This window comes from Pantoea sp. SM3 (assembly GCF_000963995.1).
Lineage (GTDB): Bacteria > Pseudomonadota > Gammaproteobacteria > Enterobacterales > Enterobacteriaceae > Pantoea > Pantoea rwandensis_B.
On sequence record NZ_JZRD01000024.1, the window covers coordinates 74,036 to 86,507 of the forward strand.

The 12,472-nt window shown below is 53.4% G+C and carries 13 protein-coding genes; 11 read left to right on the plus strand and 2 right to left on the minus strand.

Annotated elements, in window-relative coordinates:
- Positions 1–108: 108 nt before the first annotated feature.
- From VI01_RS15030 to VI01_RS15045, 4 genes are all read left to right on the plus strand, one after another.
- Positions 109–477 carry a diacylglycerol kinase gene (locus VI01_RS15030; RefSeq protein ID WP_038643641.1) on the plus strand — a complete coding sequence of 123 codons (369 nt, stop codon included), beginning with the start codon at positions 109–111 and terminating at the stop codon, positions 475–477.
- 105 nt (positions 478–582) lie between these two features.
- On the plus strand, positions 583–1,197 hold the full coding sequence (gene lexA / locus VI01_RS15035; protein WP_034826962.1) for a transcriptional repressor LexA: 615 nt from the start codon (positions 583–585) through the stop codon (positions 1,195–1,197).
- Positions 1,198–1,323: 126 nt separating this feature from the next.
- Positions 1,324–2,646 (plus strand): MATE family efflux transporter DinF, encoded by a 1,323-nt coding sequence (gene dinF, locus VI01_RS15040; RefSeq protein ID WP_038643639.1) that lies wholly within the window; start codon positions 1,324–1,326, stop codon positions 2,644–2,646.
- Positions 2,647–2,809: 163 nt separating this feature from the next.
- Entirely contained in the window at positions 2,810–3,022 is a 213-nt protein-coding gene (locus VI01_RS15045) for a CsbD family protein (RefSeq protein WP_034826959.1), read from the plus strand.
- A 65-nt stretch (positions 3,023–3,087) separates the two neighbouring features.
- Here VI01_RS15045 and zur read toward each other — a convergent pair whose 3' ends face one another.
- Positions 3,088–3,609, minus strand: a complete 522-nt coding sequence (gene zur / locus VI01_RS15050; RefSeq protein ID WP_045815784.1) for a zinc uptake transcriptional repressor Zur — start codon at positions 3,607–3,609, stop codon at positions 3,088–3,090.
- Between the two features lie 452 nt (positions 3,610–4,061).
- On the opposite strand from zur, the gene traF reads away from it, so the two are divergent.
- A complete protein-coding gene (traF, locus tag VI01_RS15055; protein ID WP_045815785.1) occupies positions 4,062–5,312 on the plus strand; it encodes a conjugal transfer protein TraF in 1,251 nt (416 codons plus the stop codon).
- A 119-nt stretch (positions 5,313–5,431) separates the two neighbouring features.
- On the opposite strand, the gene VI01_RS15060 is transcribed toward traF, so the two are convergent.
- Positions 5,432–6,325, minus strand: coding sequence for a LysR substrate-binding domain-containing protein (locus VI01_RS15060; protein WP_038643637.1), 894 nt, complete (start codon positions 6,323–6,325; stop codon positions 5,432–5,434).
- Between the two features lie 183 nt (positions 6,326–6,508).
- Between VI01_RS15060 and VI01_RS15065 the strand changes: the two genes are divergently transcribed.
- The 6 genes from VI01_RS15065 (at position 6,509) to pspG (ending at position 12,352) form a co-directional block, all read left to right on the plus strand.
- Positions 6,509–7,369, plus strand: a complete 861-nt coding sequence (locus tag VI01_RS15065; protein ID WP_045815786.1) for a transketolase — start codon at positions 6,509–6,511, stop codon at positions 7,367–7,369.
- Complete coding sequence (locus VI01_RS15070; RefSeq protein WP_045815787.1) at positions 7,366–8,370, plus strand: transketolase family protein; 1,005 nt, start codon at positions 7,366–7,368, stop codon at positions 8,368–8,370. The genes VI01_RS15065 and VI01_RS15070 overlap by 4 nt, the downstream gene beginning before the upstream one ends.
- A 20-nt stretch (positions 8,371–8,390) precedes the next feature.
- A complete protein-coding gene (locus VI01_RS15075; protein ID WP_045815788.1) occupies positions 8,391–9,248 on the plus strand; it encodes an NAD(P)-dependent oxidoreductase in 858 nt (285 codons plus the stop codon).
- A gap of 48 nt (positions 9,249–9,296) precedes the next feature.
- Positions 9,297–10,622, plus strand: coding sequence for an MFS transporter (locus VI01_RS15080; protein ID WP_034826943.1), 1,326 nt, complete (start codon positions 9,297–9,299; stop codon positions 10,620–10,622).
- A gap of 92 nt (positions 10,623–10,714) precedes the next feature.
- Positions 10,715–11,710, plus strand: a complete 996-nt coding sequence (gene dusA, locus VI01_RS15085) for a tRNA dihydrouridine(20/20a) synthase DusA (protein WP_045815789.1) — start codon at positions 10,715–10,717, stop codon at positions 11,708–11,710.
- A 375-nt stretch (positions 11,711–12,085) separates the two neighbouring features.
- The gene (gene pspG, locus VI01_RS15090; RefSeq protein ID WP_034826939.1) at positions 12,086–12,352 is read left to right on the plus strand and encodes an envelope stress response protein PspG; all 267 of its coding nucleotides are present in this window, start codon (positions 12,086–12,088) and stop codon (positions 12,350–12,352) included.
- Positions 12,353–12,472 lie beyond the last annotated feature (120 nt).

Below are 12,472 nucleotides of genomic sequence, written 5' to 3' on the forward strand. Positions count from 1 at the left end.
GTTAGCAAAGCGCGGCAAGCATACCAGAAAGTGCAACGAAGATCTGTGGCTTACACGACCTCAGACAGCCCACATATTGACGCCAAATCACATCAAGGGTTCCAAAGCATGGCAAATAACGTCACCGGTATTCAAAGAATAGTGAATGCAGCCGGTTATTCCTGGCAGGGCTTGCGCGCCGCCTGGCAACATGAAGCCGCATTTCGTCAGGAAGCCATTGCCGCACTGGTGGCGATTGTGGTGGCCTGCTGGCTGGATGTTGATGCGATTTCCCGTGTGCTGATGATTGGCTCCGTGGTGCTGGTGATCATCGTTGAAATCCTGAATAGCGCCATCGAAGCGGTAGTGGATCGCATTGGGCAAGAGCGCCATCCTTTAGCCGGACGAGCAAAAGATATGGGCTCAGCGGCGGTATTGCTGGCTATTTTACTGGCTCTGTTTGTCTGGATCGCGCTGCTCTGGTCGCATTTGCGATAGGTATTCCAGAATCTTCAAACCGCTGATTTTTCCCTCTGTTTTGGTTTTCATTTCGCCAATACCTGTATATACTCACAGCGACTGTATAAACAACCAGGGGGCGGGATGAAAGCGTTAACCACTAGGCAGCAACAGGTCTATGATCTGATTCGCGACCACATTAACCAGACCGGCATGCCGCCAACGCGTGCGGAAATTGCTGCGCAACTGGGTTTTCGCTCGCCCAATGCTGCGGAAGAACACCTGAAAGCACTGGCGCGTAAAGGCGTCATCGAGATTGTATCCGGCGCATCTCGCGGCATCCGCCTGCTAATGGAAGAAGAAGTCTCCGAAGGGTTACCGCTGATCGGTCGCGTGGCCGCCGGTGAGCCGCTGCTGGCGCAAGAGCACATCGAAGCGCACTATCAGGTTGATGCCAATCTGTTTAAACCTACCGCTGATTTCCTGCTGCGCGTGAGTGGTATGTCGATGAAAGACATCGGGATTATGGATGGCGACTTGCTTGCAGTGCATAAAACTCAGGAAGTCCGTAATGGTCAGGTTGTGGTGGCGCGTATTGATGATGAAGTGACCGTCAAGCGCTGGAAAAAGCAGGGTGCTATTGTGCATTTGCTGCCAGAAAACACCGAATTTCAGCCGATTGTGGTCGATACCCGTGAGCAGGCTCTGACCGTTGAAGGTCTGGCTGTGGGCATCGTACGTAACGGCGAATGGCTTTAATCTCTCGTTGAATTCCCCCGCTGCGGTTGGTCACTGTACTGACCGCAGTCTGATACACTGATTTTCCTCCTCAGGCTGATTGCCGGTTAATGGTCCGATTGGCCAGCGCAACAATGGAACGGGCGAATGCGGCTGTTTTCCTCTTCAGATAAAGCATTGTGGCGGCTGGCGCTGCCGATGATTCTCTCCAATATTACCGTTCCGCTGCTCGGTGTCGTCGATACGGCAGTGATTGGCCATCTCGATAGTCCCATTTACCTCGGTGGCGTGGCGGTAGGTGCAACGGCGACCAGTTTCATCTTTATGTTGTTGCTGTTCCTGCGCATGAGCACCACGGGTTTGACTGCGCAGGCGTTCGGCGCGAACGATAAAACCGCCCTGGCGCGGGCGTTGACGCAACCTCTGTTGATCGCCCTGGTGGCGGGCGTGCTGTTTTTATTACTGCGCGCGCCCTTCAGTTTGGTCGCAGCCTCATTAATGGGCGGCAGCCCGGAAGTGCAGCACCAGGCACAAATTTTTATCAACATTCGCTGGCTTAGCGCACCGGCGACCTTAGCCAATCTGGTGATTTTAGGCTGGTTGCTCGGCGTGCAATATGCGCGAGCGCCGATGGTGCTGCTCATTGTCGGTAACCTGGTGAATATCCTGCTCGATCTCCTGTTTGTGCTGAAGCTTCACTGGGGCGTTGCGGGTGCGGCGGCGGCAACGGCGGTGGCAGAGTACGTCACGCTGGGTGTGGGGTTATGGATGGTGGTACGTGTGCTTAAGTTGCGTGGCATTTCTTTCAATCTGCTAAAACAGAGTTGGCGTGGTGATGCGGCACGCCTGTTCCGGCTCAACCGCGACATCATGCTGCGTTCGCTTATGGTGCAAATCTGTTTCGCATCACTCACCTTGCTGGGCGCGCGTTTAGGACCAGATGTTGTTGCGGTGAATGCCGTACTGCTGATGTTCCTGACGTTTACGGCCTATGCGCTGGATGGTTTTGCCTATGCCGTGGAGGCCTGCTCCGGTGAAGCGGTGGGAGCGCGAGATCGCAGTCGCTTATTACTGATTTGGCATGCTGCCTGCCGTCAGGCCGGTATCGTTGCCCTGGCGTTCGCCGCCATCTATGCGGTAACCGGCCCTCAAATTGTGGCGTTGCTCACCTCGCTTGAGCCACTGCGAGAGATGGCCGATCGTTATCTTGGCTGGCAGGTGATTCTGCCGCTGATCGGTGTCTGGTGTTATCTGCTGGACGGTATGTTTATCGGCGCCACGCGTGGGCGTGAAATGCGCAACAGCATGGTGATGGCGGCAGTGGGTTATGGGCTTGCCTTACTGACACTCCCGTGGCTCGGTAATCACGGCTTATGGCTGGCGGTGACGGTGTTTCTTGCCTTGCGCGGCTTGACGCTCTGGTGGATGTGGCGACGTCACTGGCGTCACGACAGCTGGTTCACTGTTTGAATAAGCGAAGCGTAACCTACAGATTATTCTGTATTTTTTGCGTAATCCTATCTGGCTACTATAATTATCTCAAACAGCGCAATTGAGTAGCGCGTTGTGTGGGTGATTTCCTGATTTATTAGGAGATCATCGCATCTCACTCAGGATGATGTGGAGGATTATGATGAACAAAGACGAAGCGAGCGGTAACTGGAAGCAGTTTAAAGGGAAAATGAAAGAGAAGTGGGGCAAGCTGACGGATGACGATATGACGGTCATCGAAGGTAAACGCGATCAGCTTGTGGGTAAAATTCAGGAACGTTACGGCTATGCGAAAGACCAGGCCGAAAGTGAAGTGAAAGACTGGGAAAGTCACAATAAAGATTACCGCTGGTAACCGAAATTAAGGAAGATGCTCCTACCCCGCCGATCACCCGTCGGCAAGGCACAAGGAAGTGCCACTCACCCTTTTCTCACTCTCTTTTTCGTATCAATCTCATGATCGTGATCGCAGCTATCGTGATGATTGCACGCTGCGACTTCTGCGCAGTTCTCGCACAAACCATGGGCTTCAATAACTGTGTGGCGCAGTGAGAATCCGGCCTGATCGGCCAATCCCGAAATAATCTTTTCTACGCCGTGTGCGTGTTTTTCACTGACTGCCGCACAACCATCACACACCAGCATCACCGAAGTATGCGCAGGCTCGTCGAAATGATGGCAAACCACGTAGCTGTTATTCGATTCAACACGATGAATAAAACCCTGCTCCAACAGAAAATCCAGCGCGCGGTAAATGGTCGGAGGTTTAGCCTGTGGCTCGCTGATGCGAAGTTGATCCAGCAGATCGTAAGCACTGATCGAACCATTCTGCTCAGCCATTAAACGCAGCACTTCAGCGCGTTGAGTGGTCAGGCGCACGCCGCGTTCAAGGCAAAGGGATTCTGCCTGAGTAAGCAGTTGGGCGGGCGTGAGGTTTGACATAAGTGTTCTCCAGATTGCAGGCGATGTTATTTTATCACACAAACTTTTACCCTGCTGTGATTGCTTTTTACCCGGTTAAAGTCCAGGAAAAATCTCGTTAATCAATAAATTAACTTAACCTTCCTGTTGTGCTGATAAAACTGCTCATTTCAGACCCTCCAACAGATCAGTCATATAGCGTAATTATCACGCTATTTTTGCTTTGCAACTCACCGGGTTAGCGTCTAAGGTTCAAAAGGCCTTAAGTAATATCTGGCATCAATTTAGGCTTTGTTCATTTTTCTGCATAACTAAACAGCAGAATGGTGTGGTTGTATCCAATTCTGCGAACAGCAGTGCTATTTCCTTTTAATTCACAGCAATGATGCGTTAGCCAGGGTTCAGAATAGCGGCTAACTAAACTGTTTCGTTTCTGAGTTATTCAGTGACATTTCAAAGGTGATGGCAGGCTCATGGTGAAGACATTATTCAGGCACAAAAAAGTAGCTTATCTTGTTGGTTTGAATGCAGTATTTCTTTCTTCTTCAGCTCTGGCAGCAGGTACCTGGTACGACGCGCGTAACGATGCCATGGGTGGCACCGGCGTCGCTTCGTCAACCTGGAGTTCAGCGGTGCTGGCTAACCCGGCATTGATGACCAAAGCCAAACCTGAAGATAACGTCAGCGTCATATTCCCTTCAGCCGGTGTACAGGTTACCGACAAAGACAAATTAATTAACAAAGTTGATGACATTACGGACAGTGTTGATCGCTATAAAGAGGTGATCGACAACCTGACGTTTGCCGACTATTTGAGAGGTTATCCGGAATTAAAGGCCGCTGCTGGCGATATGGCTAATCAGCTGGATGACTTAAAGGGTGATAAAGCACACGGTACTGCGGGAGTCGCTTTTGCTGTTACGGTCCCGAATGAGACGCTGCCTTTTGCCTTCATTACCAAAGCGTACGGTACAGCCAGCGTGCGGGCTAACGTTGTGGATAGCGATATTACCTATCTGCGCGGTGTGGCTAACGGCACGGTGATCCCCGTTCCTGGCGATCAGGATAACCTGCGTTCGAGCGGCAATGGCCTTGCGGCGTTAGTCACCGATTATGGCGTCTCCGTTGCACATGAATTTGATGTCGCTGGCCATCCGGTTTCTGTGGGCGTGACACCAAAGCTGCAAAAAACCTGGCTGTATAACTACACCGCCAGTATTTATAACTTTGATAAAAGTGATATCAATAACAGCCAATACCGCAGTTCCGATACCGGCTTCAACATTGATGCAGGCATCGCGACCGACTTTGGTGAGCATTGGACGTTGGGTGTGACAGGGCAGAACCTGATCTCACGCGACATTGACACCAAAACAGTGGAAGGCTACCGCGATACCTATCAAATCCGTCCGCTGGTCACGTCAGGTCTGGCCTGGAACTACGGCGCGTTCACCCTGGCTGGCGATGTTGATTTGACGCAAACCAAGCGTTTCAAATCGGAAGAAAGCAGCCAATATGCGGGAGTGGGTGCCGAGTATCGCGTGCTGGATTGGTTAGCTTTGCGCGCGGGTTATCGTGCGGATATGAAATCAAATGATGCCAATGTGTTTACCGCAGGTCTGGGCGTTTCACCGTTTAACAACACGGTGCATCTGGATCTTGCTGGTTCAGTGGGTGACGATAATACCTGGGGCGGCATGCTGCAGCTCGGATTTAACTTCTAATTGCGTCATTTCACATCACGCTAACATTCACCCTGAAATGGCGTGAACATGCTCACAAAAACAGGTCGCCATTGGCGGCCTGTTTCATTATTAGGCGCGGAATTTGTGATCGTTATCAATCAGCGAAGCTGTGCCAGATTCAACTGGGAAAGTAGCCAATCTTTAAAGCTATCTAGCGCGAAGTGGCGATGCTGATGCCGTGGGAACACCAGGTAATGGCCGATATAGTGAATCTCCTGGGTGGTCTCAATCAGCGGACAAACTAAGCGCCCACTGGCAAGCTCTCGTTCTGCTAATAATTTGGATTCCAGCACCACCCCCAGACCATCAACGGCAGCGGCAATCGCCATAAAACTGCGGTCAAAGCGCAAACCATAATGGCGCGGGGGCGTCAGGTGATTGGCTTCAAACCAGCCCTTCCATTGGTAGAGTTGCACATCGCACTGAATCAACGATTGGTGATAGAGGTCCTCCGGACAGCGAATGCGTGCGGCAATCTCTGGTGAGCAAAGCGGTGTTAACTCCTCCACGGCCAGCGGGATTTTCTCGTAAGGCGAAGGACGTGGCTCGCCATAAACAATATCTAAATCATAGTCATCCTGCTCAAAGCGCGCATATTCGGTGCTGGCTGAAAGACGCAGATCAATATGTGGATGCGCGGCAATAAAGCTTCCGAGACGGGGTAATAGCCACTGATGGGCAAAGCTTGGCGCGGTGTGCAGACGCAGTGGTCGCGATTCATCAGCGGTGACGAGCGAAAGCCCACGCTGCATCTCATCAAATCCCCGCTGGATGTGTTCCAGCAAGATTGCCCCTTCTTTGGTTAGCATGATTTCGCGCGTACTGCGCTGAAACAGGCGCGTGTCGAGCGTCTCCTCCAGCTTACGAATCGCATGACTAATGGCGCTAGGCGACAAATCTAACTCTTGCGCTGCGGTGGTAAATGCTCCTGTACGGCCTGCGGCTTCAAACGCGCGCAACAGCGAAAGTGGGGCTTTTTTTAATAATGTCATTTGTGAATCCCATTCAACAGTTGATGCATATTTTGCTTTTGTCGGCAGAGGTCAAGGCTGAGTAATCTGCTGCTAAACGGCAAGCAGGTGAAAATGGCACGTGAATCCGCTGCAGCTTTCACCATGACAGATCGCTCTTCTGCTTGCCAGCTCTGCTGATTTTCTCTTCTTTCAGGAACAGATATGACGACTCTTGCAGAACCGGAATTGAGCCTTACACAGCGGCTGTCACAGCACGCTTATCGTATTCGTCGCTACGCGTTGCAAATGGGCGAAGTACAGGGGCAAGGCTATATCGGCCAGGCTCTGGGACTGGCTGATATGCTGGCTGTGGCATGGTGCCATGCGATGAATTACCGCGCGGATGAACCTGAATGGGAAGGCCGCGATCGTTTCCTGCTGTCCCACGGCCACTATGCGATTGCACTTTATGCGGCGTTGATTGAAGCGGGCGTGATTCCTGTGGAGGAGTTGGAAACGTATGGATCTGATGATAGTCGCTTACCGATGTCGGGCATGGCTACCTACACGCCAGGCATGGAAATTTCAGGTGGATCGCTCGGACAGGGGCTGACGATTGGTGTCGGTATGGCATTGGCATTGCGTCATAAAGGCAATCCGGCTTTTGTTTACAACTCGATGTCTGATGGCGAACTGGATGAAGGGGCAACCTGGGAAGCGGCGATGGGAGCGGCACATCATCAACTGAGTAATTTGATCGTCATGGTGGATATCAACCAGCAGCAGGCAGATGGCCCCTCTGGCAAGGTCATGGGGTTTGAACCGCTGGCAGATAAGTGGCAGGCGTTTGGCTGGCATGTACAGCGTGTGGATGGCAATGACATTGCTGCTGTGAAGCAGGCATTTGATCGGGCACGCGCGTTAAACGAACCCAAGCCGCGCGTCATTCTGCTGGACACGCTAATGGGTAAAGGCGTGCCATTCCTGGAAGCGCGTGAAAAGAATCATTTTATTCGTGTGGATGCTGACGAGTGGCAACAGGCCATCGCCATCCTCGATCAGGCTCAGGAGGCCACGCAATGAGCAGCATCACCACAGAGAAAAAGCCACGCCTGACAACGTCGGCGATGATTGCCTCCATTGCCGCAGAAGGACAAGCCACGGTTGCTGCGCCCTTTGGTCATGCACTGGTCAAAGCCGCTGCGACCCGGCCGTCAATCGTTGGGTTGACTGCCGACCTGTCAAAATACACCGATTTGCATATCTTCGCCCAGGCCTATCCAGAACGTCATTTCCAGATGGGCATGGCGGAGCAGCTGTTAATGGGCGCAGCCGGTGGCATGGCGAAGGAGGGCATGTCGCCATTTGCTACCACCTATGCGGTGTTTGCCACGCGTCGTGCCTACGACTTTATCCATCAGGTGATCGCGGAAGAGCATCTGAATGTGAAAATCTGCGCTGCGCTGCCGGGGTTAACCACCGGCTACGGCCCAAGCCATCAGGCCACTGAAGATATCGCGCTGATGCGGGGTATTCCGGGCATGACCATTGTTGATCCTTGTGATGCGCTGGACACGGAACAAGCCGTTGCCGCAATAGCCGATCATCAGGGGCCGGTTTATATGCGTCTGTTGCGCGGTAAGGTGCCGCTGGTGCTGAACGAATACGATTATCAATTCGAACTGGGCAAAGCCAAATTGCTGCGTGATGGCCGTGATGTGCTGCTGATTTCCAGTGGGATTATGACAATGCGCGCACTGGAGACAGCAAAAGCGCTGGCAGCCGATAACGTCGATGTTGCGGTATTGCACGTGCCGACCATTAAGCCTCTGGACACTGAAACCATTATCACCCAGTGCCGGCGTGCCGGGCGTTTAGTGGTAGTGGTTGAGAACCATAGCGTGGTTGGCGGTTTAGGTGAGGCGGTGGCGACCACGTTAATGCATGCGCAGGTCATGCCCGTGTTTCGTCAAATCGGCTTGCCAGATCAGTTCCTGGATGCGGGCGCGCTGCCCACTTTGCACGACCGCTACGGCATTTCCACAGAAGCGATGGTCAGCGCGATTCGCGTCTGGCTGGCATAACAGCGCGAAAGGAGAACAGCATGAAGGTGATATTTGTCGGCACCGGGGCAATTGGCGTTCCTATGGCTTGCCAGATTCAGCGTGCAGAGCATGCGGTAATTGGGGTGGATGTGTTTGAAGCGTCGCGTCAGCGTGCTCAGGCGCAGGGGATTGAGGCGGTTAGTCGCATTGCAGAAGCACCTGAAGCGGATGTGGTCGTGGTGATGGTCGCCACACCACAGCAGCTGCAGGCGCTGGTGGCGGAAGCGCTGCCGCAGGTGGCTGGTCAGCACTGGGTCATCATGTCCACTGTTGGGCCGCAGGCGGTGCGTGAGGCGGCTTCTTCACTGATTGCTGCCGGTGCGCAGGTCGTGGATGCACCGGTCACGGGCGGAACCGCCCGCGCCAGCACCGGTGAGTTAGTGATTTTTGCTTCCGGCGCACCTGCCGCCATTGCCTTTGTTGAGCCAGTACTCAAATCCATGGGATCGGTGTCGATCGTGGGTGATGAGGTTGGCGAGGGGCAGGGGATCAAAGTGATCAATCAGCACCTTTGCTCGGTGCATATTGTGGCAGCCGCGGAGGCGCTGAGTCTGGCACAGTCGCTGGGGTTATCACCCGCTCAGGTATTGAAACTGGTCGAGCGCGGCGCGGCGGGATCGTGGATGCTGTCAGATCGTGGTCCGCGCATGCTGGAGGGGACTGATGTCTCGGTCTCCAGCGCCATCAACATCTTTGTCAAAGATAGCGGGTTAGTGGCAGAGGCGGCGACCGCCTGCCACGCTGAGGTTCCGCTGTTACAGGTCGCTCATGCTCGTTATCTGGCGGCAGCAGAAGCCGGATTGGGGCAACGTGATGACAGCAGAGTGATTGAGACCTGGAGCAAACCTGCAAATTAACCGCTCCACCACTGCTGCCCGAAAAATACGATAATACCGGGGTAACACATGAACACGACTTCTGTACCTGCAAACACCCGCGACAATGCGGCGAAAGTCTCTTTCGCCTCAATGATTGGCTCAGCGGTGGAGAGCTATGATTTCTTTATCTATGGCACCGCCGCTGCAGCCTGGTTCGGTAAGATTTTTTTCCACACGCAAGAGCCCATCGTCGGCATTCTGGCGGCATTCGCCACCTTAGCGGTCGGCTTCCTGATGCGTCCGTTTGGCGGTTACCTCGCCGGCCATTTCGGCGATCGCTATGGCCGAAAAACCGTGCTGTTCTGGTCATTACTGGCAATGGGCGGTGCCACCGTACTGATCGGTGCGTTGCCAACCTATGAGCAGGCTGGCGTGCTGGCACCGATCTTGTTGATCTTATTACGCATGATCCAGGGGATCGGATTCGGCGCCGAGTGGGGCGGCGCGGTGTTAATGGCATTTGAGCATGCGCCCGTGAAAAAGCGCGGTTTCTATGGCGCGGTGCCGCAGCTCGGGATCCCGCTCGGCCTGCTGCTGGCGAATGGCTCTTTCCTGCTCTCTGCGGCACTGTTTGAAGGTGATTGGGTGTGGCGCATGCCGTTCCTGATCTCTTTTGTGATGGTGGCCATCGGCATCTTTATTCGAATGCAGGTCGCGGAATCGCCGGAATTCGAGAAAGCCAAAGCAGATAAGCAGATTGTGCAACAACCCGCGCTGGAGGTCATTCGTCGCGACTGGCGTACCATCGTCAAAATTATGGGGCTACGCCTGGCGGAGACGGGTGGCTACTACATCACCACCAGTTTTATGTTGTCCTATGTGGTGCTGGCGGAAATCACAGATACGCGCCATGTGTTATGGGGCACGCTGATTGGTTCAGCGCTGGGGCTCGGCAGCCATCTGCTGTATGGCGCGCTAAGTGATAAGGTGGGACGTCGCCCAATATTCCTCATTGGCGCCATCTTCACCATTCTGTTTGGCATCCCCATGTTTATGCTGATCAATACCGGTGCAGTGATGATGGTGATTGTCGCTGTCGCCCTGTCCCTGCTCTTCAGCCATGACCCGATATTTGCCGTAGAGTCGAGTTGGTTCTCCGAACAGTTTCCGGCCAACGTCCGTTCCTCGGGGATTTCATTGGGCTACAACGGCGCTTCCGTGGTGGCGGGGCTGTTACCGTTCATCGCAACAGGCGTGTATGGCATGGTCGGCTGGATCGGACCGGCGGTGATGTTCTCGTTACTGGGCGTCATTTCAACCTGGGTCGCCTTCAACACACGGGAAACCGCGCCGGTGAAAGTGGGCGAGCCCTCTCTGCCGGCCTCATCAACCTCAACAGCCCCGACGGTGTGAGTGAAATAACGGGCGGCTGTGTCGCCCGTTATTGCTGTGGTATCATTGCGCAGTTTCTCGTCACTCACCTAACTCCGGATTTACTGCGTTTCATGACCGATACTTTCTCTTCGCAACGTTTTTCTATCGCTCCGATGCTGGACTGGACCGATCGCCACTGCCGTTATTTTCACCGTAAGCTGAGCGGCGATACGCTGCTGTATACCGAAATGGTGACCACGGGCGCCATCATTCACGGCAAAGGCGATTATCTGGCTTACAGCGAAGAGGAGCATCCGCTGGCGCTGCAGTTGGGCGGCAGCGATCCGGCAGCCCTGGCGCAATGTGCGAAGCTGGCGGAAGCGCGCGGTTACGACGAGATTAACCTTAACGTCGGTTGCCCATCCGATCGCGTGCAGAATGGGCGCTTTGGTGCCTGTCTGATGGCTGACGCCGCGCTGGTCGCAGATTGCATTAAAGCGATGCGCGATGTGGTCAGTATTCCGGTGACGGTGAAAACCCGTATCGGAATTGATGAGCAGGACAGCTACGCATTTCTGTGTGATTTCATTGGTACGGTGGCCAATAAGGGCAACTGCGATACCTTTATTATCCATGCGCGTAAGGCATGGCTTTCTGGTTTAAGCCCGAAAGAGAACCGTGAGATTCCGCCGCTGGATTATCCGCGTGTCTATCAGCTGAAGCGTGATTTTCCGGCGCTGACCATGGCGATTAACGGCGGCATCAAGACGCTGGAAGAGGCGAAAGTGCATTTGCAGCATATGGATGGCGTGATGATGGGGCGCGAAGCGTATCAAAATCCCGGCATTCTGGCACAGGTCGATCGTGAACTGTTTGGTCGTGATACGCCGTCTGTCGATCCGGTCGCAGTGGTTCGTGCGATGTACCCGTATATCGAAGCGGAGCTGAGCAAAGGCACCTATCTGGGACACGTTACACGCCATATGCTGGGCCTGTTCCAGGGCATTCCTGGCGCGCGACAGTGGCGTCGTCATTTAAGTGAGAATGCCCATAAGCCGGGTGCCGATGTACGAGTGCTGGAAGCGGCACTGTCGCTGGTCGCGGATAAGATTCCACAGGAAGCCTGATTGTAGGTGAGTCGCGGTGGGCCGGTGTGCCCGGTCATAAAAGGGCAGTCCGAACGTAAAGGAAAATGCCAATCTGCCGCGCGAACATTCGCCCTATTTTTGTGAAACGGCCCGATGCTGCGCATGGCTGAAAAACGCGCTCAGCGTATTTATCTCTGGCGCGGAAGCTTTGCTTTTCTGGCGGGCCTTATCTGCCCCTTCAGAGGAGCATCGCTGCCGTTAATACGGTTTAAAATGCGCCAATAATTAGTGAATTTCATCACTGCTGAAATACCCCTCTGAATATAACCTCCTATTTTTCAGTGTATTAACTGTTTAACTATATTGGCACGTATCTTGTAAAGCACTCTGTGTTACTTACACAGGAGAGCCTTCGTGGAAATTTTATTTGTTATCGGCTTTTTTCTGATGCTGTTGCTGACTGGCGTTTCACTGCTGGGCGTTATCGCTGCATTGGTTGTTGCCACCGTTGTGATGTTCCTCGGCGGGTTATTCGCGCTTGTTATCAAATTGTTACCGTGGCTGGTGTTGGCGGTGGTAGCCGTGTGGCTTTATCGCGCCTTTACGACACCGAGCGGTGAAGTGAAATTGAACAGACTGAAAAGAAAAATCAGTAAGTTAGAGCGGCGTGGTTGGCGTTAAATGCGGGAGCGATCACAGAGTCGGTAATTGCTTAGTACGAATCTGCAATTAAACATATTTTTTACTTATGTTTTCTGTCAGGATGCGTAAAGTAATTCAAAACGAATTCATCGCCGCTGA